This window comes from Symbiobacterium terraclitae, from assembly GCF_017874315.1.
Lineage (GTDB): Bacteria > Bacillota > Sulfobacillia > Symbiobacteriales > Symbiobacteriaceae > Symbiobacterium > Symbiobacterium terraclitae.
Genome location: NZ_JAGGLG010000028.1, coordinates 19,712 through 45,636 on the forward strand (window position 1 = coordinate 19,712; position 25,925 = coordinate 45,636).

Sequence of the window (25,925 nt, forward strand, 5' to 3'; positions counted from 1 at the left end):
GCGCCCCAACAAGGAGTGTGATGCGCATGACGGAGCCCGTCATCCGAGGGGTCTCATACTGTCTGATCCACGCCCCCAACCTGCTCGTGCACTACGGCACCACGCCGGCCATGGAGCGCCGGATGCACCCCGACAGCGCGTACCTGGCCAGGCTGCCGCAGCACCTGCGCAGCTACGCGGACGCCCTGGCCTATCCGCCGAATCAGACCTACCTGGGCCGTCTCCGGCCGGACGAGCTGGCCCGGATCCCCCGCCCCTGGTACGAGCACCCCGTGGAGGGGGCGGAGCGGGAGGCCCGCTACGGCGAGATGATGCCGGAGGACGAGTTCCTGGCGCTCCTGCGCCTGGTGGACACGTTTGACCTGGTGCACCTGGAGGCAGGCTTTGCCGCCGCGATGGCGGAGCGGCTGGCCGCCCACCCGCTCTGGGCCGCGGACGCCGCACGGCTGGGGCCGGGCAAGGACCTGACCGAGCTCCGGCGGCTGCTGGAGGAGCACGCCGCGCCGCTCTACCTGGGCGACAGGCTCGTGGGCGTCGTCCGCCGGGCGCACGAGCAGGACGAGACGCTCTCCAGCCACGTGATGCTGGAGAACCTGGTGACCAAGGCCTCGGCGGTCCTCGGGCTGAAGCACCTGTTCGCGAAGACCGGCGTCAACCCGGAAGACGTGGAGTACATCATCGAGTGCTCCGAAGAGGCCTGCGGCGACATGAACCAGCGGGGCGGCGGCAACTTCGCCAAGGCCATCGGCGAGATGGCCGGCTGCGTGAACGCCACCGGCTCGGACACCCGCTCCTTCTGTGCCGGCCCCACCCACGCGCTGATCGAGGCCGCGGCCCTCATCCGGGCCGGCGTCTACCGGCACGTGGTGGTGCTGGCCGGCGGGACGCCGGCCAAGCTGGGGCTCAACTCCCGCGACCACGTGGCCAAGGGGCTGCCGGCGCTGGAGGACGTGATCGGCGCCTTCGCGATCCACCTCTCGGCCGACGACTATGTGAGCCCCCGGGTGCGGCTGGACGTGGTGGGCCGGCACAAGATCGGCTCCGGCTCCTCGCCCCAGGCGGTGATGGAGGCGCTGGTCACCGAGCCGCTGGACCGGGCCGGTCTGAAGCTGACCGATGTCGACCGCTACGGCGTCGAGATGCAGAACCCGGAGCTCACCGAGCCTGCCGGGGCCGGCGACGTGCCCCAGTCCAACTACAAGCTGATCGCCGCCCTGGCCGTGAAGCGGGGCGAGATCGGCCGGGCGGAGCTGCCCGCCTTCGTCGCGGCCCACGGCATGCCCGGCTTCGCGCCCACCCAGGGGCACATCCCCTCCGGGGTACCGGTGATCGGGCCGGTACGGGAGGCCATCATGGCCGGTGAGATCCAGCGGGCGATGATCATCGGCAAGGGGTCGCTCTTCCTCGGCCGCATGACCAACCTGTTTGACGGTGTCTCGGTGCTGCTGGAGCGGAACCCGGGCAAGCCGGCGGAGGAGCCGGTGGGGGCGCCCGGCGGGCCGGCCAGGCAGCCCGCCCGCACGGCGGTCGGCATCACCCTGCACGGCAGCGAACTGGGTGAGGAGGAGGTGCTGCGGGGGGCCGAGCAGGCCCAGCGGCAGTGGCCCGACCTCGAGGTCGTGCTGATCGGCACGCCGGGCCGCCCGACGGCCCTGCGCCATGTGGATGTGCCGGCGTGCGACGAGCCATCATGCGCCACGGCGGCGCTGACGGCGGAGCACCGGGTCATGGAGCGGCTGCTGGCCTCCGGCGAGCTGGCCGCGGCGGTCACGCTGCACTACCCCTTCCCCATCGGCGTGGCGACGGTGGGCCGCGTGGTCACCCCCGCCCGGGGGCGGGAGATGCTGATCGCCTGTACCACCGGAACGGCGGCGGCCGACCGGGTGGAGGCGATGGTCCGCTCCGCGGTCTACGGCATCGCCGTGGCCCGGGCGCTGGGGCTCTCCGAGCCGACGGTGGGCGTGCTCAACGTGGAGGGCGCGCCGCAGGCCGAGCGCATCCTCGAGGAGATGCGCCAGGCCGGGTACCCGCTGCGCTGGGCCGCGTCCCGGCGGGCGGACGGCGGCTCCCTGATGCGGGGCAACGACGTGCTCACCGGCGAGCCCGACGTGCTGGTGACCGACAGCCTGACGGGCAACCTGCTGATGAAGCTGCTCTCGGCCGGCGCCACCGGCGGCAGCTACGAGGCGACGGGCTACGGTTACGGCCCGGGCGTGGGACCGGCGCAGCAGCAGATCGTGCACATCATCAGCCGGGCGTCCGGCGCGCCGGTGATCGCGGGTGCCATTCGCTACGCGGGCGACATGGCCCGGGGCGGGCTGCTGCAGTGGAAGTCGGCGGAGTGCGCCGCGGCCCAGGCGGCCGGGCTGGACCGCCTGCTGGCCGCGCGGCACGCCGCCGCCGGCCGGGCGGGCGCACCGCCCGGGGGCGCCGCCGGGACCGGCGGGCAGGGCGGAGCGGCTCCGGTGTCGCCGCCGCCCGCGAAGGTGGCGACCGCCGAGATCCCCGGCGTGGAGATCCTGCAACTGGAGGAGGCCGTGACCTGCCTCTGGGCGAAGGGCATCTACGCCAGGTCGGGCATGGGCTGCACCGGCCCGGTGGTGCTGGTGGCCGACGAGGACCTGGATGCGGCCCGGGCGGCGCTGCGCGAGGCCGGGTTCATCGGGTAGCGGCCGGGCAGGGCAGGAGCGCTGGACGCGGCCCCGCTTACCCGAACGGTGAAGGCAGCCAGGCGGGTTCCCCGCCTGGCTGCCGCGTTGCCGCACCGGGCGGGCGGAGGAGTTCCCCCCTCCGCCACAGAAGAGTACGGAGATCGACCCTTCCCCAGTGCGGGACTGACCGAGGAGGCTGTTCGATGGCATCCTGGCTCACATGGCTGCTGATTGTCGTCGGGGGCGTGGCGGGCGCGCTCCAGGCCCCCGTCAACGCGACGCTGGCCCAGCACATCCGCCCGATGCCGGCGTCGCTGGTCTCGTTCACCGTGGGTGCCGCCGCCATGTTGGTGGTGACGCTGCTGACCCTGCGCGGCCAGAGCCTCTCCAGCCTGGCCGGCGGCCTCGCCGCCGCGCCCGCCTGGAGCCTGCTGGGCGGCCTCTGCGGCGCCGTCGTGGTGAGCGCGGTCATCGTGGGCACGGGGGCTGTGGGCGCCAACGCCACCCTGAGCCTGATCACCGCCGTGCAGCTGGTTACGGCGCTGCTGATCGACGCCGCTGGCCTGGGCACCGCCGGCCCGATTCCCATCCGCTGGCCCCAGGTGGTCGGCGTGCTCCTGATGATCGGCGGGATGAAGCTGGTCCTCACGCGCTAAGAGGTCCGGAGCCTTCGGAGCCAGGTGCGAATGCCTGGCTCCTCTTCGTTTGCGCTCGACGTCCCGGGTAGATACATTGGGCCATGTGCCGGAGACCGGTTGTCCGTAGTTGCCCCGTCTGCCGCAGACGGGGCACAGTCACGTTTACCTTACCGTCTATCGAGAAATGAACTAGTCTGCATCTATGGCGAAGTGCAGCAACGACCCTATACTCGGAATATGTATCATCCTATCTTCGCAGTATGAAAGGGATACCGTTTACGAAGTATACGATACCATGCTCACAGCATGCTTGTGAGTGACAGAACAAGGAGGTGGGCGTCCATGGCCACGACCGCGGAAGCCAGGCTCGGCTCTGAAGCCCTCACGGCGTGTCTCCAGGCCCGGCTGTTCGCATACGAACTGCTCCGGAAAGCCTTCCGGCAAGAGCCCGAGCGGGGGTTTGCCCTCTCGCTGGCCCACGGCGGGCATATCGAGTCCTTCCCCTACCGGGAGGAGAGCGCGGAGATCGAGCAGGGCGCAGTCCTCGTGACCGGTTACCTGGCTGACAGCCGCAACACCTCGGATGCGGCCTACGACGAGCTTCACTGGGACTACACCCGCATGTTCGTCGGTCCCTACAAGCTGCCCGCCCCGCCGTGGGAGTCGGCCTACCGCACGAAGGAGCGCCTGCTCTTCCAGGCCGAGACGCTGGCTGTGCGCCAGGCCTATCTGAAGTACGGCCTGCAGGCGCCCGGGTACCCGGCCGAGCCGGACGACCACATCGGCCTGGAGCTCGACTTCATGCACCAGACCACCCGCATGGCCCTGAGGCACGCAGAGTGCGGTGAGGGTGAGGCTCTCGTTGCGCTGCTGGGCGATCAGCTGGCCTTCCTGGAGGAGCACATGCTGGCCTGGGTGCCGCAGTTTGCCGCTGACGTGGTGCGCAGCGCCCGGACCGACTTCTACAGGGGCATGGCGCAGATCCTGAACGGTTTCCTGGCGATCGATTGCGCACTGCTGCAGGAGCTGCTGCGGGAGCCGGCCGCCGAGGCGTGACGTCTCGCCAGGGTTTTCGGGCGCGGTCCTCCCGCTCCCGGTTGGAACCAGGTCTGAACAGAAAGGAGGACAAGGCACTCGTGAACAGTCTACTGGATCGAGCCCTGAAGTACCGGACGAGTCGCCGAGGGTTCCTTGGCCTGACGGCCGCCGGCGTCGCCACGGCGGCGCTGGTGGGCGAGCAACTGGTTCCCGCGTGGCCGGAACGCAGGCAGGCGTCGGCCGAGACCGAGGGCAAGTGGGTCACGGCCGCCTGCTGGCACAACTGCGGCGGGCGCTGCCTGAACAAGGCCCTGGTGAAGGACGGAATGGTGATCCGGCAGAAGACCGACGACACCCACCCGGACAGCCCCGACTACCCGCAGCAGAGGGCGTGCGCCCGGGGCCGCTCCCAGCGGCAGCAGGTGCTGGGCGCCGACCGGCTCAAGTACCCGATGAAGCGGAAGCACTGGGAGCCCGGCGGCGGCAACAAGGAGCTGCGCGGCCGTGACGAGTGGGTCCGCATCTCGTGGGACGAGGCGCTGGACATCGTCGCCAGCGAGATCAAGCGCATCAAGGAGAAGTACGGCAACGAGTCGATCATGGCCTTCGGCAGCGAGATCGGCCGCACGCTGAGCCTCTACGGCGGTTACGTCTCGGTCTGGGGATCGACCTCCTACGGCACCTGGCTGGAAACGGGGCCCCGCATTGGCCTCTCCAGCGGCAACCACGTGAACGACCGCATGGACATGCGGAAGACGCAGCTGCTCATCCTGTGGGGAGCCAACCCCGCCTGGAGCAGCGCCGGTCTGCCCACCTACAACTACCTGCAGGTCAAGAAGGCAGGGGCCAGGGTCATCACCATCGACCCGCTGTTCAACGAGACGGCCCGGGTGCTGGCCGACGAGTGGATCCCGATCCGCCCGGGCACCGACCACGCCCTCGCGCTGGGGCTCGCCCACACCCTGCTGGTCGAGGACGACCCCGAGACCAACCCGCTCATCGACTGGGACTTCCTCCATCGCTGCACCGTCGGGTTCGACAAGGATCACATGCCGCCCGGCGCGGATCCGAAGGAGAACTTCAAGGACTACCTGCTCGGCACGTACGACGGCCAGCCCAAGGACGCCGAGTGGGCTTCTGAGATCTGCGGCGTGAAGGCGGACCGGATCCGCCAGCTGGCCCGGGAGATCGGCGGAACCGAGCGCGTCTCGCTGCTGGTCAGCTGGGCGCCCGCCCGCGGCAACAACCTCGACTCCTGGCCGCAGGCCTTGATGGCCCTGGGCGCGATGTCCGGCCATATGGGACGGCCCGGCAGCATGACGGGAGTCTGCACCCACAGCGGCGCCTCCAACAACGGCCCGTCGCTGGTGCGGGCCGGCGGCAACGGCCTGCCCAACATCGCCAACCCGGTGAAGCTGCGGCTCAACCACAACGAGCACTGGACGGCCGTCCTCGAAGGCAAGTACATGGCCGGCAAGGGCCCGGGCGTCACGGAACCGGTCAACATCCAGATGATCTACCACGCCGGCTCCTCTGCCCTGAACCAGAAGCCGGGCCTCGTCAGGGGCGTTGCCGCCCACCGCAAGGTCGAGTTCGTCGTGGCCCACCACTACGCCCTGAACACGTCCGCCAAGTACGCAGACGTCGTTCTGCCCATCACCACCGAATGGGAGCGCGCCGGCACGCTGCTCTCTGGCAACCGCGAGATCCTGATCTGGGCGCAGCACGTGATCGACCCGCTCTTCGAGGCCAAGTCCGACATGTGGATCGCCGTTGAGCTGGCCAAGCGGCTCGGGCTCAACGCGGAGGAGGTCTGCCCGATCTCCGAGGAGCAGCAGCTGTTCAACCGCCTGGCCGGCGCCCAGGTGCTGAAGGAGGACGGCAAGACCTGGGAAAAGCTGCTCACCATCACCGCCGAGGACATCGCCGAGATGGGCGTAGAGGGTGAGCCGCAGACCGGGCGCATCACCCTGGCGGAGTTCCGGGAGAAGGGCATCTACCAGGTGCCGCGCCGCCCGGGCGACAACTACGAGTACGTGCACCTGGCCGAGTTCCGTCAGGACCCGGAGAAGCACCCGCTGAACACGACAAGCGGCAAGCTGGAGATCTACTGCCAGGCGATCGCCGACCACGTCCGCAACTGCGGCTGGTCCGAGATCTCACCCATTCCGAAGTACAACCGGCCCACCGAGGGGTATGAGGACACCTTCGCGGACTGGGAGAAGAAGATCAAGGGCGACTATCCGCTCCAGCTCTACACCATCCACTACCCGCGTCGCTCGCATTCGGTGTTCGACAACGTGCCCTGGCTCCGGGAGGCTTTCCCGCAGGAGTTCATCATGAACCCGGTCGACGCGGAGGCCCGCGGCATCAAGGACGGCGACATCGTCAAGATCAGCAGCCGCCACGGCACCGTCATCCGGCCGGTCTACCTGACCGAGCGGATCATGCCGGGGGTGGTCACCCTGGGCGAGGGCGCCTGGGCGGACATCGACGACGAGACCGGCATCGACAAGGCGGGGGCGACCAACACGCTGAACGGGGCCATCCCCACCGGCCAGGGCCACGCGGGCTGGAACACCTGCAACGTCCAGGTCGAGCGTTACGACGGGCCGTTGCCTCCCGACCACACCTGGCCGCAGCGGGTCATCTTCTAAGGGGGTGGCGAAATCGTGGCTCAGAAGGGCTTCTACTACGACATGACGATCTGCATCGGCTGCAAGGCCTGTCAGATCGCCTGCAAGGACAAGAACGACCTGCCCGTCGGGCCGCTCTTCCGCAAGGTCTACACCTTCGAGGGCGGCAAGTTCCCCCGGCCATGGTTCTACCACCTGTCCGTGGGCTGCAACCACTGTGCCGACCCGCGGTGCGTCCAGAACTGCCCCGTGGGGGCGATCACCAAGCGGGCGGAAGACGGCCTGGTCATCCAGGACCCGTCCCTGTGCATCGGCTGCCGGCTCTGCACGTGGTCCTGTCCCTACGGCGCCCCGCAGTACATCGAGGAGCTGGGCCGTTCGGGCAAGTGCAACGGATGCTACGAGCTCGTGGACCAGGGCCAGAACCCGCCCTGCGTCGACGCCTGCGTCATGCGGGCCCTCGACTTCGGGGACCTGAGCGAGCTGAGGGCGAAGTACGGCGGCACCAACGACGTGGCCGGCCTGCCCGATCCCGGCCTCACCAACCCTGCGATCCTGATCAACCCGTCGCCCGAGGCGCGGCGCTAGGGAGGAGGGCGTTGGATGGAAACCTCTGAGTGGGCCCTGATCCTGTTTACCGTGCTGGCACAGGCTTCGATCGGCGCCTTCCTGCTCCTCACCTGGCTCCGGCAGCGCAACCAGGAGCCCGGGCGCGATCCGGTCTACCGGAAGTCGGTTGCGGTCCTCGTGGCGCTGGCGGCCGTCGCCCTGCTGGCCTCCCTGTTCCACCTGGGGCGCCCGGCGCTGGCGCTGACCGCCCTGCGGAACCTCGGCACCTCGTGGTTGTCGCGCGAAATTTTCTTCACTGGCGGCTTCTTCGTGCTCCTGGTGGCGAGTCAGCTCCTGGAGAGCAGGCCTGGCCTGCGGCGCGCAGTAGACTGGCTGGCCGCGCTCGCCGGGGTTCTCGCCGTGATCAGCATGGCGGCCGTCTACAGCACGACGATGCGGCCGGCCTGGCAGGGCTGGGGTACCTACGTCGCCTTCGCGGGGACGGCCGTGCTGATGGGCTTGGGCCTCACCGCCGGGCTGCTCACCTTCTTCGGCCGCACGGAGGGCGGAATGAGCAGCGACGTGCAACAGTTGACCGCGCTGGCCGTGGTTGCCCTGGTCGCCGGTCTGGTGGCCTATCCGCTCTACCTGGCGTCGCTGGGCACCGGCGGTCCGGAGGCGCAGGCCTCCCTCCAGCTGCTCGGGAGCCGGTACGCGGCGCTGTTGGCCGTCCGCTGGGCGCTCACCCTCGTCGGCGGGGCGGTGCCGCTGGTGCTCACCTGGCGGCGGCTGGCCGCGGGCGCGGCGGCGGCCGGCCTGGTCTACACGGCGGCAGTCTCCCTGCTGGCCGGCGAACTGGTGGGGCGCTACCTGTTCTACGCCACGGGAGTTCAGATCGGAATCGGGTAGCTGCGGAGACGACAGCAAGAGACCGGAGGGGCCATCGGCCTCCTCCGGTCTCTTGCTGTCGGGGTCAGATGTCTGTATCCGGGTCGAACGACTCCGGCGTGGTCAGCGCCACCTTCAGTTCCCGCAGGACCCGGCCCTCCGCCCGCTCCTCCTGCACGTACGTGCAGAGGGCCACCTCGACGTCCAGCCCCCGCAGGTCCGGGATCCGCGCAGGGTGGAACTCCAGGAAGCCGTGGACCGGGTCGGCGGTGTAGCCGCCGTACCCGATGGCGTCGAACTGCTTCCGCGCGCGGATGGCGTCGCGCCCGAACACCTTTGCAGACCGGATGAAGAAGTCGCGCTCGGAGAAGCAGGCCGTCTCGGGCAGCACGGCGTCGGCATTCTGCTGGTAGATCTGGCCCGAGTGCTTGTTCTCCAGCGAGCAGTAGTGCACGCCCATCGAGAGCCCGCGGTCCAGGGCGAACCTCAGGAGCCGCAGCGCGTCCAGCTCGCTGCCCGCCACGGGCAGGCCGCCGGCGTACCAGTAGTCATAGGGAACCTCATACGGCGGGTTCTTGATCTGGTAGCCCCGCTCCCGGAATGCCCCGGCGTTGTGGAACGGGAAGCAGAACTCCAGGAGGTTCACGCCGAAGATTCCGATGCGGTCCAGCTCCAGCAGCATCTCTTCCATCACGTCCAGCGTGCCGGGCAGCACCGGCGTCTCCACCATGACCGCGGGGATGTACTCCCGGGCGAGCGCGATCCGGTCGTAAGTGTGGCGGCGCCCGGCTGCGCCGTCGTCGACCCGGACGCTGATGCGCACCTCGTCCAGCCCGGCGTCGGCCAGCTGCCGGAGCAGCGCCTCGTTCAGGTGGTCGCCGCTGGTGTAGAGGCGGGTGTGAACGCCGGGGAAGAGCCGTCGGGCGGTCTGAAAGAAGCCCGCCGCCTCCTCGGGGAACAGCAGGGGCTCGCCGCCGGTCAGCGCCAGGTGGCCTACCTGGCAGCCGCTCTCCGCCAGCTCGGTCAGCTCGGCCGCCAGATCCCGCCGGTGGCCCTGAAAGAAGTCGTATCCCTGCTGGTTGGGGTTGAAGCAGTAGAAGCACCTGCGGTGGCACTTCAGCGAAGCGAAGAAGGTCGCGGTGCCCACGCCCTTCCGACAGGCTTCACAGGCGGGCGAGATCGGGCCGAGGTGGATGCTGTGCCCGGCGTTCCGGAAGCTGGTGCCCCCGGCGCGCAGTTCGGCCCGCAGGGCGTCGGCCTCGGCGCTCCGGTCGGTGGGCTCCAGGGGCAGCCCGGCCTGCTGCACGGCCTCTTCGAACTCCTCGTAGATCGCCGCATACCGCTCCGCGTATGCGCGGAGCCGCGGGTTGCGCAGGCGGTGGAGGTTCTCCCGGGTCACGTTCTCAGTCACCGGCCCTACCTCCCGTACGGCAGAATGACCGGCTGCCGCCGGCCGTGCCGCTCTTCCATCGTATCGGCTGTCGGGGAGCCAGTGCAACCGGAGCGGCCGTTTTTGAGCACTCCGTGCCAGCCGGTGCGGGACTTCGGGCCCACCTGGTGGCCCATCCGCAGCAGGTCGGCGCGGAGCCGGCAGAACGGTCGACAGATCGGCGTCGAACGGACGTCGCCGGGGGCGGAACCCTTCTTGACCCCGCTTGCCGCCTGCGTTAGAGTAAGGCTGCCTTCGCAGGCAGCGACTGGAGGTGGCCTGGGGTGAGTGCGGAGAACCATCCGGCCTATCAGGAGGAGCGGGAGCACCTGGAGCACACCCTGGCGCGGGTGGACGCGGAGCTCCTCCGCCGGCTGCGCCTCAGCGAGATCGTGGTGGAGGATACGGACCAGTACGAGGAGTCGATGCACGCCATACGGGCCGCGCAGGAGGCGATGGAGAGCCTGCGGGACGAGGCGGTGGCGCGTCTCTCCGTGGCCGCGCTGGAGCCGTACTTCGGGCGCGTCGACTTCCTGGAGGACGGCGCCGCGGAGCCCCAGGTGCTCTACATCGGCAAGTCGGGGTTTGCCGACCCGGGGAGCGACCGGCCGCTCGTCATCGACTGGCGTGCGCCGGTGGCGAGCCTCTTCTACGGCGCTGCGGCGGGCGGGAAGGCCGCCTACACGGCCCCGGGGGGCGTGGTGACCGGCCGGCTCCTGCGCAAGCGGAGCCTGGCGGTGAAGTGGCGGCGGCTGCAGCACATCGCCGACGCCGACCCCGGCGCCGCGGGCGACGGGGCCGCCATCGACCCGTTCCTGCTCTACCGGCTGCAGGAGAGCCGCGATCACAAGCTGAGGGACATCGTCTCCACCATCCAGGCCGAGCAGAACACCATCATCCGGGCGGAGCCCGACCGGCCCGTCCTTATCCAGGGCGTCGCCGGGTCGGGCAAGACCACCGTCGCCCTGCACCGTCTGGCCTACCTGCTCTACACCTACCGGGACTCCCTGGCGCCCGAGCGAATGGTCATCTTCGCCCCCAGCCGGATGTTCCTGGACTACATCGCTGATGTGCTGCCCGAGCTGGGCGTGGGCGGCATCCGGCAGGTCACCTTCCAGGACTGGGCGCTGGGGCAGCTGTCCGACCGGGTGGCGCTGGCGGACGCCGAGGCGGTGCTCGAGGCGCGCTTCCTCCCCGGGCGCCAGCCCGGGACCAGGCAGGAGGAGCCCCCGGGCCGGTTCAAGGGCTCGCTGCGCTTCAAGGCGATGCTGGACCGGGCCCTGGAGCGCTACGAGGCGCAGGCCGTGCCGGAGGCCGACCTGGTGCTTTGGCCGGGGGCGGAGGTGCCGCACCGGGAGATCCGGGACTGGTACCTGCGCCACTACCGGCGCTATCCGCTCAACACCCGCAAGGACCGCATCTTCGCCCGGCTGCGCACCTGGGCGCGGGCGCAGCTGGAGCCCTTCCGCGACGAGCCGGAGGAGCGGGACCGCAGGAAGGCCATGGTCACAGCGCTCCGCCGCTACTTCGCCCTCTGGCCGACCCACTCCCCGCTGACCCTCTACCGGGAGATCCTGGGCCTCGGCGCACCGCGGGGCAAGCGGCCCCTGGATCTCGGCGCCGCGGTCCCGCCAGACGTGACCGAGGCCTCCCGCTACCTGCTGGACGGGACCGTGGCCACCGAGGACCTGGCGCCGCTGGTCTACCTGCAGGAGCGGCTGGAGGGGCTGGCTGACGAGTGGCGCCTGGATCACGTGGTGATCGACGAGGCGCAGGACTTCAGCCCGTTCCAGGTGTACCTGCTGCGCCGGCTCACCGAGCGGGACTCCTTCACCATCCTCGGCGACCTGAGCCAGGCGATCCACGCCGAAACGGGGGTGGCCGACTGGTCGGAGATCGCGGCGGTCTTCCCGCCGGGCGCGGTGCAACACTTTCGGCTGGAGCGGTCCTACCGGTCGACAGCCGGCATCGTCACCTTCGCGAACAGGGTACTGGCCCGGGTCGGCCTCACCGAGGGGCTGGCCCGCCCGGTCTACCGCGAGGGGCCGCCGGTGCGCCTCGCAGGCGTGGCGCGCAAAGAGTGGGTGAGCGCCGTGGCGGAGGAGGTGCGCCGGCTCCAGTCCGCCCACGCCTCGGTCGCGGTGGTCTGCCGCACCGGGGCGGAGGCCCGGGCGCTCGCGGACTGGCTGCGGGCGGAGGGCCTTGCGCCCGAGCTGATCACCCCCAGCCGGCACCGGTACCTGGGCGGCCTCTCCGTGATCGCCAGCTACCTGACCAAGGGGCTGGAGTTCGACGCGGTCCTGGTGGCCGACGCCGGCGCCCACAACTACGCGCTGAGCCGGCGCGACGCCCGGCTGCTCTACGTGGCCTGCACGCGCGCGCTGCACGAGCTCAGCGTGCTCTACACCGGCGAGGTGACGCCGCTGCTGGCGGAGGAGCAGTGAGGCGGTCGCCCGCGGCCCGACAGGACCCCGAAGAACGCAGAGGACCGGAGGCGCCTTCTGGCACCTCCGGTCCGTTTCCATGTTTGCGCCGATGCTACGCCCCATTCCGCAGCCGCAGCGCGCCGTGCATGACGGGGCCGACGTACTGGTTCAGCGGGAAGCCGTGGCGGATGGCGGCGCTGACGAACCGCTTGGCGGTGCGCACCGCGTCCGCCGCCCCGGCCCCCTTGGCCAGCTCGGCGGCGATGGCCGCCGCCGTCGTGCAGCCGGCGCCGTGGGTGTAGCCGTGGGCAACCTTCTCCGCCTCCAGCAGCACGAACTCCCTGCCGTCGTAGAACAGGTCGACAGCGTTCTCCACGCCCTGCAGCCTGCTGCCGCCCTTGATCAGCACGTTCTGCGCCCCGGCTGCGCGGATGCGGACCGCGGCGTCCTTCATGTCGTCCAGGGTGCGGATGGGGGGCCGCTGCGCCAGCTGCGCCGCCTCGAAGAGGTTCGGGGTCGTCACGAGGGCGCGGGGCAGGAGCAGCTCGCGGATGGCCGCCGCGTGGTCGGGCATCAGCACCTCGTCGGTCCCCTTGCAGACCATCACCGGGTCGACGACCACCCGCCGGACGTCGTAGCGCTCCAGCGTTCGGGCGACCAGTTCGACCACCGCTGCCGAGGCGAGCATGCCGGTCTTCAGCGCGTCGACGCCGATGCCCTCGAACACGGTGGCCAGCTGGGCCTCCACCACTGCCAGGTCCAGGGGGAAGACCCGGTGGCTCCAACCGTTGTGGGGATCCATGGCCACGATGACGTTCAGGACCGACATGCCGTAGACGCCCAGCTCCTGAAACGTCTTGAGATCCGCCTGTATGCCCGCACCGCCGCTGGTGTCGGAGCCGGCAATGGTGAGTGCCCTGTACACGCCCGATCCCTCCCAGTAAGCCTCCGTAGTTCCTGCCTGAAATGGTGCCGTCTCCGGGCTTGGTCGTCAACAGCCGCCGGCAGGACAAATTGGATGGGTCCAACCGGGTCACCCTCACGGCCGGTCCGGTGCCGTCGGATATGCGGTTGATTAGATAAATTTATCGGAGAATAGCACCGGAATGCGAAAGTTCTGCGTCCAATCTTACATCACGGTCATTCTGGCGTGAAATGGGGTGGTGCAGTTGGGAGGACGCTGGTGAGAGGCGCGCACATCATTCCTGAGAAGCGCCATCCGGGACTCGAGTGGGTGCGGGGGAGGCTGCTGCCGCAGCTGGTTCCGGACTGGCTCGTGCCGGGAGAACACCGCGACGACCGCGACCTGGCGGCGGTCCGCCACATGGGCGACGTCGCCGTCGCCTTCGTCATCGACGGGCCCGGGCATCCTGTATACGTGGACTGCGGCCTGCTGGGGAGCTGGGGCGTCGCGGAGACCGACCTGCTCGCACATGCCCTGGCCAACCTGGCGCGGACCTACCGGCCGTTTGCCCACCGCGGGAAGGGCGAGCGCCTGACCCTGGTGTGGGACGCGCACGACGGCTACGATGCGGCCCGCCTGCTCCTGACCCGCCGGCTCTGCGAGGCCGCCGCCCAGGTGCCTGGCAGCCCCGTGATCGGGGTGCCCCATCGCGACCGACTGGTGATGTTCGGCGACCGCGACCCGGACTTCGTGGCGGAGATGGCCGAGCTGATCGACTACGAGTTCAACAACCATCCCTACCCCGTCTCGTCGCAGCTGTACACGCTGTTCGGCGGGGTGCTGAGGCTCTACCGGCCCGACGTGCGGCAGGAAGCGGTTCTCAACTGAACGCGCCCATTGCGGCCTCCCAGTTGCAGCCCCAGAATCCGAACGTTTTTAGGTGATACGCTAAAAAAGTTCGGGTTTGTGGTTGACACGGATCGACCTGATCCGTAGAGTGAAGGTAGAGGCTGGCCGTTGCGGCCGGCTGTGGAGGAAAGTGTGCCTAGGGTTCCGCGGCGCAGCGCAAGCGCCGGTCCGCGACCGAGCGGCACAGGCCGGGCGGCGCCCGGCTACACCGGTGGGCGAAAAACCCGGGCGGGCAGGTTTCACTCCAAGGCGGGGAGTGTACCTGCCCGCCAGTCATTTTTCGGACCCGGTTCCGGGGGAGACTTCATCATCCATCCTATCTGTGCTCAGGGAGGCATGCTGCTGTGGCTGCTCGTGAGGCGGTCCGCCCGAACGACGCATCGCTGGGGATCCTCGACCGTGTGTTCAAGCTCACGGAGAACCGTTCCGATGTCAAGACGGAGGTTCTCGCCGGCCTGACCACCTTTGTCACGATGGCCTACATCATCGTCGTCAACCCGAAGACCTTGTCCGCCACAGGCATGGATGAGGGCGCTCTCTTCATGGCCACCATCCTGGCCGCGGCAGTCTCGACGCTCGTCATGGGCCTCGTGGCCAACTGGCCCGTTGCCCTGGCCCCCGGCATGGGCCTCAACGCCTTCTTCGCCTTTACCCTCGTCGGTGGTCTGGGCCTCTCCTGGCAGCAGGCGCTGGGCGCGGTGCTCATCTCGGGCATCCTGGCGCTCATCGTCACCGCAACGGGCCTCCGGGAGTTGATGATCCGGGCGATTCCGGAGCCGCTCAAGCACGCGGTCACCGCCGGCATCGGCTTCTTCATCATGCTGATCGGCCTCATCAACGCCGGCATCGTTACAGCCAGCGAGGCCACCACCGTCGCTCTGGGCGACCTCTCCGACCCGAAGACGCTGCTGGCCGTCATCGGCGTCATCATCACCGGCGTGCTGGTGGCCCGCAAGGTGACCGGCGGCATCCTGCTGGGCATCCTCATCACCACCGTCATCGGCATCCCGATGGGCGTCACCACGATGCCCGAATCCTGGGTCTCCGCCCCGCCCTCGCTGGCCCCGTCCTTCCTCAAGTTGAGCTTCGACGGCCTGTTCAGCCCCGGCATGATCACCGTGATCTTCGCCATGTTCTTCGCCGACCTGTTCGACACCATCGGCACCTTCGTGGGCGTCGCCTCCAAGGCCGGCATGGTCGACAAGGAGGGCAACCTGAAGGGCGGCAACCGCGCGCTGATCGCCGACTCGCTCGGTACGATCATCGGCTCGCTCTTCGGCACCTCCAACACCACCACCTACGTCGAGTCCGCCGCCGGCGTGACGGCGGGCGGCCGCACCGGCCTCACCGCCATCACGGTCGCCGTGCTCTTCCTGCTGGCCTCCCTCTTCTCGGGTGCCTTCCTGGCGATTCCGGGGCAGGCCACCGCACCGGCCCTCATCATCGTCGGCGCCATGATGGCCTCCTCCATTACGCAGATCGACCTGGACGACTTCGGCATCGCCCTGCCGGCCATCATCACGGCCCTGATGATGCCCTTCACGTTCTCCATCGCCCAGGGCCTGGCGCTGGGCTTCATCGCTTACGCCGCCATCGCCCTGATGACGGGCCGGGCCAGCAAGGTCCACTGGATGATGTGGGTGCTCGCGGCCTTCTTCATCGCCCATTTCACCATCGAGGCCCTGAAGTCGTAACGGAGCATCCCTCGCAAGCACCGGCGGGGCTCGGGTCAGACCCCGGGCCCCGCCTGGCGCACTTGCGGCCCGGGCGCCGGGAGGCTACGCTGTAGACAGGAAGACCTGTCCGCAAAAGGGAGATGATGCCGATGATCGAGCGCTATACCCGGCCGCGCATGGCGCAGCTCTGGTCGCAGGCCAACCGGTTCCAGAAGTGGCTCGAGGTCGAGCTGCTGGCCTGCGAGGCATGGGCGCAGCTGGGGGCCATCCCGGCCGATGCCGTCAGGGAGCTGCGCGCCCGCGCCTTCACCGTGGACGAGGCCTTCGTCCGGCGGGTGGCCGAGATCGAGGCGACCACCCGACACGACGTCATCGCCTTCACCACCGCCTGCGCCGAGCGGATTGACCACCCGGCCGCCCGCTACATCCACTACGGCCTCACCTCCACCGACGTGGTGGACACCGCGCTCTCCGCCGTGCTCAACGAGGCCGTGCAGGAGGTGCAGCGGGGGCTGGAGCGGCTGATCGCCGCCCTGGGCCGCCAGGCCGTGGCGCACAAGTACACCCCGATCATGGGGCGCACCCACGGCGTGCACGCCGAGCCCACCTCGTTCGGCCTGAAGCTGGCCGTCTTCTACGCCCAGTTCAAGCGCGACGCCGCGCGCATCGAGCAGGCCCGCCAGTCCATCGCCGTGGGCAAGCTCTCCGGGGCCGTGGGCAACTACGGCAACATCGACCCGTTCGTGGAGCAGTACGTCTGCGAGCGCATGGGCCTGGGCGTGGCCGACATCTCGACGCAGGTGCTGCAGCGGGACCGGCACGCCCACCTGATGACCGCCCTGGCCATCCTGGGCTCCTCGCTGGACAGCCTGGCCACCGAGCTCAGGCTCCTGCAGAAGACCGAGACCCGCGAGGTGGAGGAGCCGTTCTCCCGAGGGCAGAAGGGCTCCAGCGCCATGCCCCACAAGCGGAACCCGGTCACCCTGGAGCAGATCTCCGGCCTCAGCCGCATCCTGCGGGCCAACGCCATCGCGGCGCTGGAGAACGTGCCGCTCTGGCACGAGCGCGATATCTCCCACTCCTCCGTGGAGCGGGTCATTCTGCCCGACTCCACCATCCTGGCCGACTACCTGCTGGACAAGATGACCTGGGTGGTCGAGAACCTGCACGTCTACCCCGAGAACATGAAGCGTTCCATGCAGGCCTCCTACGGCCTGACCTCCTCGGGCTCGGTGCTGCTCGCCCTGGTGGAGAAGGGGCTCTCCCGGGAGCAGGCCTACGCCGTCGTGCAGGAGCGGGCCATGCAGGCCTGGGCGGAGGGCACGCACCTGCGCCGCCTCCTGGAGCAGGACCCCACCGTCCAGTCGCTGTTGACCCCCGCCGAGCTGGACGCCGCGTTTGACCTGAGCCACCACCTCCGGCACGTGGACACCATCATGAAGCGACTGGGGTTGAGCGAATGAACAGCGTGGGCAGCATACTCGTGGGCGCCCTGGGCGGCCTGCTGGTCACGGTGCTGGTCACCTACCTGTGGCCGAAGAACCGCAACCGGCACCTGGGCGCGCTGGTGGGCGCGCTTCTGGGCTTTGCACTGGCGTTCCTGGTGATGACCCGGGTGCAGATCTGACGGGGGGAATGGGGAACCGATGGGCGATTCGGTCCGGAAAGGAGAGCGGCTCCTGGTGGGCGAGGGGATGGCGGTCTGGGCGGCGGACAAGCCCGGCGGGCTGATCCTGGAGTTCGCTGACGAGGCCGTGTGCGAGGCGGCCTTCCGCATCCAGCAGCTGCTGGAGCGCCACGCCGTCCCCACGGGATTCGTGGAGCGCCTGGGCAGCCGGATCCTCCTCGCCCGCCGGCTCGAGCTGCTTCCGGTGGAGGTGGTCATCGAGGCGGCGCCGGGTCAGGTGGACGTCGCGTTCCGCGCCGGCGGCCGGACCCTGGACCGCGCGGAGGCCGAGTCTCTCCTCACGCCGGATCGCCTGGAGCGCATCGAGGACCTGGCCGCGCACGCGGCGCGCTCGCTGCGGGCCCACCTGAGCCTGCGGGGGATCGCACACCTGCGTGCGCGGCTCCGCTTCGGCCTCACCGAAGATGGCGCCTGCCTTCTGCAGGTGGTCAACCCGCTCGAATGCGAGCTGGGGTCCACCGACATGAGGCAGGTCGCTGAGTTGTTGGGGGGGTAGTGGTATGAACTGCCTGCTCGAGGTGCCAGACCTGGGCCTCCGGAGACTGCACCGGGGCAAGGTGCGCGAGGTCTTCGAACTCGGCGCCGACCGGCTCCTGATGGTGGCCACCGACCGGCTGTCGGCGTTCGACGTCGTCTTCCCGCAGGGGATCCCCGGCAAGGGCCGGGTGCTCACCCAGATGAGCCTCCTCTGGTTCCGGGCCACCGAGCACATCGTGCCCAACCACCTGATCCAGGCCGACCTGAGCGGCCTGGGCCTGCCCGACCACGTCCTGCCCCTGCTGGAGGGGCGGTCGATGGTGGTCCGCCGGGCCCGGCGCATCGACGTCGAGTGCGTGGTGCGGGGCTACCTGGCCGGTTCGGGCTGGAAGGAGTACCAGGCGAGCCGCTCGGTCTGCGGCGTCCCCCTGCCAGAGGGGCTTCGGCTCTCCAGCCGGCTGCCGGAGCCCATCTTCACCCCGGCGCTGAAGAACGACGCCGGCCACGACGAGAACGTCCCGGAATCCCGCGTGCGAGCGGTATATGGAGACGCGGTGACCGACTTCATCAAGCAGCGTTCGCTGGAGCTCTACCGCTTCGCCTCCCGGGCCGCCGCCCGGGCGGGCATCATCCTGGCGGACACCAAGTTCGAGTACGGCCTGGTGGGCGACGCGATCGTGCTGATCGACGAGGTGTTCACCCCCGACTCCAGCCGGTACTGGCCGGCGGACCGGTACCAGGAGGGGGCGCCGGTGGACAGCCTGGACAAGCAGCCGGTGCGGGACTACGTGGAGCGGATCGGGTGGAACAAGCAGCCGCCGGCGCCGCAGCTGCCTGACGAGCTGATTGCCGAGACCGCCAGGCGGTACGAGGACGTGCTGGAACGGCTGCGCCGGGTGCTGGCCTGAGGTGCCTTCTCACGCAGCGCGAACAAGTTGAAGGGAGCGGTTGTCGATGCGGTTCCAGGCCGAGGTGATCGTCAGTCTGAAGAAAGGCGTGCTCGACCCCCAGGGCTCTGCGGTGGAGGGCGCCATCAAGAGCCTGGGCTATGAGGGCGTGGGCCAGGTGCGCTTCGGCAAGCATATCACCCTCGTCGTCGAGGCCGGGTCCAGGGAGGCGGCGGAAGCGCTGGTGGCCGACCTCTGCAAGCGCATCCTGTCCAACCCGGTGATGGAGACCTTCACCTTCACGGTCACGGAGGTGGCATGAGTTGCGGTTCGGTGTCACCGTCTTCCCCGGCACCAACTGCGAGATGGACACCTTTTACGCCATCCGCGAGGCCATCGGGGAGCAGGCCGATTACGTCTGGCACCAGGACAGGGACCTTTCGCATTACGACGCCATCCTGATCGCCGGTGGCTTCTCCTACGGCGACTACCTGCGGACCGGTGCCATCGCCCGCTTCGCGCCGGTGATGGACGCCATTGCCGAGTTCGCCGCAAAGGGCGGCCTGGTGCTGGGAATCTGCAACGGCTTCCAGATCCTCACCGAGGCGGGGCTGCTGCCCGGCGCCCTGCAGCGCAACGCCCACCTCAAGTTCCGCTGCTCGTGGGTCCACCTGCGGGTGGAGAACGCAGACACCCCTTTCACGGGCGGCTGCCGCCCCGGCCAGGTGCTCAGGATACCCGTCAACCACGGCGAGGGCAACTACTTCGCGGACCCCGACACGCTGCGTGAGCTGAACGAGAACAATCAGATCCTGTTCCGCTATTGTACGGCAGACGGCGAAGTGACCCCCGAGGCCTCCCCCAACGGGTCGCTGGAGAACATCGCCGGCATCATCAACAAGGCCGGCAACGTGGCCGGCATGATGCCCCATCCCGAACGGGCCTGCGAACCGATCCTCGGTTCGGCCGACGGGCGCTATCTCCTCACCTCTATGGTGAACTTCCTGACGGGGAGGGCCAGCCATGTCTGAGCAGCAGCCTTGGCTTCTGGTGGGCCTGAAGGAGGACGAATACCGGCGGGTCGTCCAGATTCTCGGCCGGGAACCCAACCACGTCGAGCTGCAGATGTTCGGCGTGATGTGGTCGGAGCACTGCTCCTACAAGCACTCCCGGGCGACCCTGAAGCGGCTCCCCACCAAGGGGGAGCGGGTGCTGCAGGGGCCGGGCGAGAACGCCGGCGTCATCAAGGTGGACGACGACCTGGCGGTCGCCTTCAAGATCGAGTCCCACAACCACCCCTCCTTCGTGGAGCCCTTCCAGGGGGCGGCCACCGGGGTGGGGGGCATCCTGCGCGACGTCTTCACCATGGGCGCCAGGCCGGTCGCGCTGCTCAACTCGCTCCGCTTCGGCCCGCTGGATGACCCCAGACAGCGCCACCTGTTCTCCGGCGCCGTGGCAGGCATCGGCCACTACGGCAACTGCGTCGGCGTGCCCACCATCGGCGGCGAGGTTTACTTTGACGAGTCCTACAGGGGCAACTGCCTCGTCAACGCCATGTGCATCGGCATCCTCCACCCGGACAAGATCCACAAGGGCATCGCCGCCGGGCCCGGAAACCCCCTCATGGTGGTGGGCGCCCGCACGGGCCGCGACGGCATTCACGGCGCGTCGCTGCTGGCCTCGGCTGAGTTCAGCGAGGGCTCCGAGGAGATGCGCTCCACGGTTCAGGTGGGCGACCCGTTCATGGGGAAGCTGCTGCTGGAGGCCTGCCTCGAGCTATTCGAGACTGACGCCGTGGTCGGCATTCAGGACATGGGCGCCGCCGGCCTGATCTCCTCCTCGTCTGAGATGGCCGCCCGCGGCAACGTGGGCGTCGAGATCGACGTGCGCAAGGTGCCCGCCCGCGAGGAGGGGATGGAGCCGTGGGAGTTCCTGCTTTCGGAGTCGCAGGAGCGTATGCTCGTCTGCGTCAAGAAGGGCCGGGAGCCCGAGGTCGAGGCCATCTTCAAGAAGTGGGGCCTGCTCTCCGCCGTCATCGGGCAGGTGACGGACGACGGCATGGTGCGGGTGCTCGACGGGGACCGGGTGGTGGCCGAGGTGCCGGCCCACGCCCTGGCCGACGAGGCCCCGGTCTACCATCCCGCCAAGGCCGAGCCGGCCTACCTTGCCGGGCTGCGGGCCTTTGACTGGTCGGCCCTGCCGGAGCCGGAGGACTGGAACGCCACGCTGCTCAAGCTCCTGAACTCGCCCAACATCGGCTCCAAGGAGTGGGTCTACCAGCAGTACGACCAGATGGTGCTGCTGGGCACGGTCATCGCCCCGGGAGGTGATGCCGGGGTCATCCGCATCCGCTCCGCCGCCGGGCCGGGCAGCCACGGCGTCACCCGCCAGAAGCCGGGCGTCGACCTGCCCCGCCCCACCGCCCCGGAGGGGCCCCAGAAGGGCATCGCCGCCAAGATCGACTGCAACGGCCGCTACGTCTACCTGAACCCCCGGCGGGGCACCGCCATCGCCGTGGCCGAGGCGGCCCGCAACTGCGTCGTGACCGGCGCCCGGCCCGTAGCCATCACCAACAACTGCAACTTCGGCAACCCCGAGAAGCCCGAGATCTTCTGGACCTTCGACGAAGCGATCACCGGCATGGCCGAGGCGTGCGAGGCCCTGGGCACGCCCGTCACCGGCGGGAACGTCTCCTTCTACAACGAGACCAGCGGCGAGCCGATCCATCCCACCCCGACGATCGGCATGGTCGCCGTGCACGAGAACCTCGACCGCCTCACCACCCCGGGCTTCAAACAGGCCGGCGACGTGATCGTCCTGCTGGGCGAGACCCGGGATGAGCTGGGTGGCTCGGAGTACGCCAAGCTGATCCACGGCGTGCTGGCCGGCGACGCCCCTGCGCTTGACCTCGCCTTCGAGAAGCGACTGCAGGACGTGGTGCTGCGGGCGGTCCACGAGGGACTGGTCACGGCCGCCCACGACGTGGCGGAGGGCGGCATCGCCGTGGCCCTGGCGGAGATGGCGATTGCCTCCGGGAACGAGGCGCTGGGCTGCCAGGTCAGCCTCTTCCTGGGCGAGGGCCGGATCGACGGCCAGATCTTCGGCGAGTCGCAGTCCCGCATTCTGCTCACGGCCACGCGGGAGCAGGTGGGGCGCCTGCAGGCCCTGCTGATGGTCGAGCAGATCCCGTTCAGGGTGCTGGGCGACGTGACCGAAGACGGCCGCTTCCGGCTGGCCGCCCTGGCACCGGGCAAGGAGTCCGCTGCCATCTACCGCCGCCAGGAGCTGATCGACCTGCCGGTGGCTGCGCTGGCCAAAGCGTACAAGGAGGCGATCCCCCGATGGATGGGCGAATGAGCGCCCCCGGCGTGGCTCCCCCGGGAGCGTCGCCGGAGCCCGGGCGTGCGGGCAGGCAGACCGATCCCACCCTGGCCCTGGCGCTCGAGCCCTACCGCGCAGTGCTGGCTGCGGCGAACCCCGAAAAGGGCCCGGTGGACGAGTGCGGCGTCTTCGGCATCTACGGCCACCCCGGGGCGGCCCGGGTGGTCTACCACGCCCTGATCGCCCTGCAGCACAGGGGGCAGGAGTCGGCGGGCATCGTCGCTGCCGACGGCGGGAACCTCATCGCCCACCGGGGCATGGGCCTGGTGAGCGAGGTCTTCGAGAAGCCCGAGTCCCTCGACCGGCTGGTGGGCGACGTGGCCATCGGCCACGTGCGCTACTCCACCACCGGCTCCTCCCGCCTGAGCAACGCCCAGCCCATCGTCGTCAACACCCGGCGCGGGGGGCTGGCCCTGGCGCACAACGGCAACCTGGTGAACGCCGCCGCCATCCGGCACCAGCTGGAGGAGGAGGGCGCCATCTTCGCCACCAGCGTCGACACCGAGGTGCTCGTGCACCTGATCGTCCGCTCCCGGGCGGGGAGCCTGGAGGAGGCGGTGATGGACGCCATCGCGCAGGTGCACGGCGGCTACGCGCTGCTCATCCTGGCCGAGGACCGGCTGATCGGCCTGCGCGACCCGCACGGCATCCGGCCGCTGCAGCTGGGCCGCCTGGACGGCCGGTGGGTGCTGGCCTCGGAGTCCTGCGCCTTCGACACCATCGGCGCCGAGTTCGTGCGCGAGGTGGCCCCGGGCGAGATGATCACCATCAGCGAGGGCGGCAAGCTCCGGTCGCAGGCGGCGGTGAAGCAGGCGGCGCCGCCCCGCCCTTGCATCTTCGAGTTCATCTACTTCGCCCGGCCCGACTCGCAGCTGGAGGGGGCCAACGTGCACACCGTGCGCAAGGCGATGGGCCGCCAGCTGGCGCGGGAGGCGCCGGCCGAGGCGGACATCGTCATCGGCGTGCCGGACTCCTCGATCTCGGCGGCGACGGGGTACGCCGAAGAGGCGGGCATCCCTTACGAGGTGGGGCTCATCAAGAACCGCTACATCGCCCGCACCTTCATCCTGCCCTCGCAGACCGGCCGGGAGGCCGCCCTGAAGCTGAAGCTGAACCCCCTGCGCAAGGTCATCGAGGGCAAGCGGGTGGTGCTGGTGGACGACTCCATCGTGCGGGGAACCACGTCCCGCCGGCTGGTCAGCCTCCTGCGGGAGGCGGGGGCGCGGGAGGTGCACATGCGCATCGCCTCGCCGCCCTACCGGAACGCCTGCCACTACGGCATCGACACCTCCCGGTCCAGCGACCTGATCGCCCGGGGGCGGGAGGTGCAGGAGATCTGCGACGCGATCGGCGCCGACTCGCTGGCCTTTCTGTCGGTGGAGGGGATGGTGCAGGCGACGGGGCTGCCGCAGGACGCGACCCGCGGCTTCTGCCTGGCCTGCTTCACCGGCAACTACCCCGTGCCCGTCCCCGAGGGCGCGGAGAAGTACGCGCTGGAAGGGGGCTGCGGGGATGACTGATGGCCGGTCCCGCTGCGCGCAATGGGAGCGGCACTTGCCGGAAGGGGGCTGCAGCGATGGCTGACCGCGAGCTCACCTACGCCGACGCGGGAGTGAACCGGGAGCGGCACTACCGCCTGGTGGAGCGCATCGCCGCCCACACGGCCCGCACCCTGCAGCGGCCCGGGGTGCTCGGGAACATCGGCGCCTTCGGCGGGCTCTTCGCGCCGGACCTGACGAAATACCCCGATCCGGTGCTGGTAAGCGGCACCGACGGCGTGGGCACCAAGCTCCGCCTGGCCTTCCTGAGCGGCCGGCACGACACGGTGGGCATCGACCTGGTGGCGATGTCGGTCAACGACATCCTCTGCCAGGGGGCGGAGCCGCTCTTCTTCCTGGACTACATCGGCACCGGCCAGAAGGACCTGGCGGTGCTGGAGCAGGTGGTGAAGGGCATCGCCGACGGCTGCCTGCAGGCCGGATGCGCCCTGATCGGCGGCGAGACCGCCGAGCTGCCCGGCATGTACGCCCCGGGCGAGTACGACCTGGCCGGCTTCGCCGTGGGCATCGTCAACCGGGACCGGATCATCACCGGCGACCGGGTGGCCGCAGGCGACCGGCTGGTGGCCCTGGCCTCCAGCGGGCTGCACGCCAACGGCTACTCGCTGGCCCGCCGGGTGCTGCTCACCGTGGACGGCGGCGCCTTCGACCTGAACGAGCGGCCGCCGGAGCTGGGCGGGCAGTCGGTCATCGACGCCATGCTCACCCCGACCCGCATCTACGCCCGCACGGTGCTGGCCCTGCTGGAGCGCTTCGACGTGCACGGCATCGCCAACATCACCGGCGGCGGGCTGCACGAGAACATCCCCCGCATGCTGCCGCCCGGCTGCCGGGCCGTCGTCTACCGGTCCACCTGGGAGGTGCCCGGCATCTTCCGGCTGATCCAGCGGCTCGGGCCGGTGGCGCAGACGGAGATGGAGGCCACCTTCAACCTGGGGATCGGGATGGTCCTGGCCGTCCCCGCCGACCAGGCGGAGACGGTGGCCGCCGCCGCCCGGGAGCTGGGGGAGGCCGCCTGGGTGGTGGGCGAGGTCGTTGCGGATGCGGGCAGCGCTTCCCGGGTGGAGGTGCGGCCATGATCCGCATCGGCGTGCTGATCTCGGGCAACGGCAGCAACCTGCAGGCGATCCTGGACGCCTGCAGGGAAGGGCGCATCCCCGGAGAGGTCGTCGTGGTCCTCTCCGACAAGGCCGACGCCTTCGGACTGGAGCGGGCGCACCGGGCCGGCGTGGAGGCCATCCACGTGGATCCCGCGGCCTATCCCACCCGCACGGCTTTTGACGCCGCCCTGGCGGAGCTGCTGCAGGCCAGGGAGGTCGACCTGGTCTGCCTGGCCGGCTACATGCGGTTGGTGCGCAAGCCGATGCTGACGGCCTTCCCGGACCGCATCCTCAACATCCACCCCTCGCTGCTGCCGGCCTTCCCGGGGCTGGACGCCCAGGGGCAGGCCCTGGCCTACGGGGTGAAGGTGGCGGGCTGCACGGTCCACTTCGTCACCGCGGGCATGGACGAGGGGCCGATCATCCTGCAGGCCGCCGTGCCCGTGCTGGAGGACGACACGCACGAGGACCTGCGGGCGCGCATCCAGGCGGAGGAGCACCGCATCTACCCCGAGGCGGTCCGCCTGTTCGCCGAGGGGCGCCTGCGGATCGAGGGGCGCCGGGTGCGCATCCTGAGTCCGACAGCACAGGAGGGGGATTCCTGACGTGGGACGGCAGTTCGTCCTCGGTCTGGGCCTGGTGGAGGATGAGGACCGGCTGGTCGTGGTGCGGAACCGCTGGCCCATCGGTGACGTCTGGTCGCTGCCCGGCGGGCAGCTGGAGGTGGGTGAGTCGCTCACCGACTGCGTGGTCCGGGAGGTGCAGGAGGAGACCGGCCTCCTGGTCGCCCCGGTGGAGCTGGCCTACGTGCTGGACACCCACAACCTGATCCACGACCAGCACTTCCTGGTGCACGTCTTCTCCTGCCGCCTGGTCGCCGGTCCGCTGCGGGTGCCCGAGAACGACGAGTACGTGGTCGACTGCCGCTGGGTGAAGCGCGACGAGGTCGCACGGTACATCACCTGGCCCACCTACCGCGACCCGCTCCTGGCCTACCTGGCCGGCCACGAGCGGCGCTACTGGCTGGATCGCGACGGGTACCGCCCGGAGCTGGGAAAGGGGCCGGACCCGAGAGAGAGGGAGGAATAGA

The 25,925-nt window shown here is 69.8% G+C and carries 22 protein-coding genes; 20 read left to right on the forward strand and 2 right to left on the reverse strand.

Features of this window, described 5'->3' with window-relative positions; all coding sequences use genetic code 11:
- Nucleotides 1–26: 26 nt before the first annotated feature.
- The 6 genes from grdC to J2Z79_RS14175 all read left to right on the forward strand — a co-directional run bounded on the left by grdC (nucleotide 27) and on the right by J2Z79_RS14175 (nucleotide 8,421).
- A complete protein-coding gene (gene grdC / locus J2Z79_RS14150) occupies nucleotides 27–2,669 on the forward strand; it encodes a glycine/sarcosine/betaine reductase complex component C subunit beta (protein WP_209467542.1) in 2,643 nt (880 codons plus the stop codon).
- Nucleotides 2,670–2,854: 185 nt separating this feature from the next.
- Complete coding sequence (locus J2Z79_RS14155; RefSeq protein WP_209467543.1) at nucleotides 2,855–3,307, forward strand: DMT family transporter; 453 nt, start codon at nucleotides 2,855–2,857, stop codon at nucleotides 3,305–3,307.
- Nucleotides 3,308–3,631: 324 nt separating this feature from the next.
- Complete coding sequence (locus J2Z79_RS14160) at nucleotides 3,632–4,345, forward strand: TorD/DmsD family molecular chaperone (RefSeq protein ID WP_209467544.1); 714 nt, start codon at nucleotides 3,632–3,634, stop codon at nucleotides 4,343–4,345.
- 80 nt (nucleotides 4,346–4,425) lie between these two features.
- Nucleotides 4,426–6,984 (forward strand): molybdopterin-dependent oxidoreductase, encoded by a 2,559-nt coding sequence (locus tag J2Z79_RS14165; RefSeq protein ID WP_209467545.1) that lies wholly within the window; start codon nucleotides 4,426–4,428, stop codon nucleotides 6,982–6,984.
- A gap of 15 nt (nucleotides 6,985–6,999) precedes the next feature.
- Complete coding sequence (locus tag J2Z79_RS14170; protein WP_209467546.1) at nucleotides 7,000–7,551, forward strand: DMSO/selenate family reductase complex B subunit; 552 nt, start codon at nucleotides 7,000–7,002, stop codon at nucleotides 7,549–7,551.
- Nucleotides 7,552–7,566: 15 nt separating this feature from the next.
- Entirely contained in the window at nucleotides 7,567–8,421 is an 855-nt protein-coding gene (locus J2Z79_RS14175; RefSeq protein WP_209467547.1) for a dimethyl sulfoxide reductase anchor subunit family protein, read from the forward strand.
- 64 nt (nucleotides 8,422–8,485) lie between these two features.
- Here the strand turns inward: J2Z79_RS14175 and J2Z79_RS14180 are convergent, their stop codons facing one another.
- Nucleotides 8,486–9,811 carry a radical SAM protein gene (locus tag J2Z79_RS14180; protein WP_342589500.1) on the reverse strand — a complete coding sequence of 442 codons (1,326 nt, stop codon included), beginning with the start codon at nucleotides 9,809–9,811 and terminating at the stop codon, nucleotides 8,486–8,488.
- A gap of 302 nt (nucleotides 9,812–10,113) precedes the next feature.
- Here J2Z79_RS14180 and J2Z79_RS14185 point away from each other — a divergent pair, with 302 nt between their 5' ends.
- Nucleotides 10,114–12,273, forward strand: coding sequence for a HelD family protein (locus J2Z79_RS14185; RefSeq protein ID WP_209467548.1), 2,160 nt, complete (start codon nucleotides 10,114–10,116; stop codon nucleotides 12,271–12,273).
- Nucleotides 12,274–12,367: 94 nt separating this feature from the next.
- On the opposite strand, the gene pdxK is transcribed toward J2Z79_RS14185, so the two are convergent.
- On the reverse strand, nucleotides 12,368–13,180 hold the full coding sequence (gene pdxK / locus J2Z79_RS14190) for a pyridoxine/pyridoxal/pyridoxamine kinase (RefSeq protein WP_209467549.1): 813 nt from the start codon (nucleotides 13,178–13,180) through the stop codon (nucleotides 12,368–12,370).
- Nucleotides 13,181–13,438: 258 nt separating this feature from the next.
- Between pdxK and J2Z79_RS14195 the strand changes: the two genes are divergently transcribed.
- The 13 genes from J2Z79_RS14195 (at nucleotide 13,439) to J2Z79_RS14255 (ending at nucleotide 25,924) form a co-directional block, all read left to right on the forward strand.
- On the forward strand, nucleotides 13,439–14,047 hold the full coding sequence (locus J2Z79_RS14195; RefSeq protein WP_209467550.1) for a DUF1444 family protein: 609 nt from the start codon (nucleotides 13,439–13,441) through the stop codon (nucleotides 14,045–14,047).
- A gap of 365 nt (nucleotides 14,048–14,412) precedes the next feature.
- Nucleotides 14,413–15,762 carry an NCS2 family permease gene (locus J2Z79_RS14200; protein ID WP_209467551.1) on the forward strand — a complete coding sequence of 450 codons (1,350 nt, stop codon included), beginning with the start codon at nucleotides 14,413–14,415 and terminating at the stop codon, nucleotides 15,760–15,762.
- Between the two features lie 131 nt (nucleotides 15,763–15,893).
- A complete protein-coding gene (gene purB, locus J2Z79_RS14205; protein WP_209467552.1) occupies nucleotides 15,894–17,207 on the forward strand; it encodes an adenylosuccinate lyase in 1,314 nt (437 codons plus the stop codon).
- The gene (locus J2Z79_RS14210; RefSeq protein ID WP_209467553.1) at nucleotides 17,204–17,371 is read left to right on the forward strand and encodes a hypothetical protein; all 168 of its coding nucleotides are present in this window, start codon (nucleotides 17,204–17,206) and stop codon (nucleotides 17,369–17,371) included. Before purB ends, J2Z79_RS14210 begins: the two co-directional genes overlap by 4 nt.
- Nucleotides 17,372–17,390: 19 nt before the next feature.
- On the forward strand, nucleotides 17,391–17,927 hold the full coding sequence (locus tag J2Z79_RS14215) for a phosphoribosylaminoimidazolesuccinocarboxamide synthase (RefSeq protein ID WP_209467554.1): 537 nt from the start codon (nucleotides 17,391–17,393) through the stop codon (nucleotides 17,925–17,927).
- Nucleotides 17,928–17,931: 4 nt separating this feature from the next.
- Nucleotides 17,932–18,816 (forward strand): phosphoribosylaminoimidazolesuccinocarboxamide synthase, encoded by an 885-nt coding sequence (locus J2Z79_RS14220; protein ID WP_209467555.1) that lies wholly within the window; start codon nucleotides 17,932–17,934, stop codon nucleotides 18,814–18,816.
- 46 nt (nucleotides 18,817–18,862) lie between these two features.
- Complete coding sequence (gene purS, locus J2Z79_RS14225; RefSeq protein WP_209467556.1) at nucleotides 18,863–19,117, forward strand: phosphoribosylformylglycinamidine synthase subunit PurS; 255 nt, start codon at nucleotides 18,863–18,865, stop codon at nucleotides 19,115–19,117.
- Between the two features lies 1 nt (nucleotide 19,118).
- On the forward strand, nucleotides 19,119–19,826 hold the full coding sequence (purQ, locus tag J2Z79_RS14230) for a phosphoribosylformylglycinamidine synthase subunit PurQ (protein ID WP_209467557.1): 708 nt from the start codon (nucleotides 19,119–19,121) through the stop codon (nucleotides 19,824–19,826).
- Nucleotides 19,819–22,152 (forward strand): phosphoribosylformylglycinamidine synthase subunit PurL, encoded by a 2,334-nt coding sequence (purL, locus tag J2Z79_RS14235; RefSeq protein ID WP_209467558.1) that lies wholly within the window; start codon nucleotides 19,819–19,821, stop codon nucleotides 22,150–22,152. The genes purQ and purL overlap by 8 nt, the downstream gene beginning before the upstream one ends.
- On the forward strand, nucleotides 22,137–23,696 hold the full coding sequence (gene purF, locus J2Z79_RS14240) for an amidophosphoribosyltransferase (protein WP_245302782.1): 1,560 nt from the start codon (nucleotides 22,137–22,139) through the stop codon (nucleotides 23,694–23,696). The genes purL and purF overlap by 16 nt, the downstream gene beginning before the upstream one ends.
- A gap of 56 nt (nucleotides 23,697–23,752) precedes the next feature.
- Nucleotides 23,753–24,814: a phosphoribosylformylglycinamidine cyclo-ligase gene (gene purM, locus J2Z79_RS14245; RefSeq protein WP_209467559.1), complete on the forward strand. Its 1,062-nt coding sequence runs from the start codon at nucleotides 23,753–23,755 to the stop codon at nucleotides 24,812–24,814.
- A complete protein-coding gene (purN, locus tag J2Z79_RS14250; protein ID WP_209467560.1) occupies nucleotides 24,811–25,440 on the forward strand; it encodes a phosphoribosylglycinamide formyltransferase in 630 nt (209 codons plus the stop codon). The genes purM and purN overlap by 4 nt, the downstream gene beginning before the upstream one ends.
- A 1-nt stretch (nucleotide 25,441) precedes the next feature.
- Nucleotides 25,442–25,924: an NUDIX domain-containing protein gene (locus J2Z79_RS14255; RefSeq protein WP_209467561.1), complete on the forward strand. Its 483-nt coding sequence runs from the start codon at nucleotides 25,442–25,444 to the stop codon at nucleotides 25,922–25,924.
- The last annotated feature ends 1 nt before the right edge of the window (nucleotide 25,925 follow it).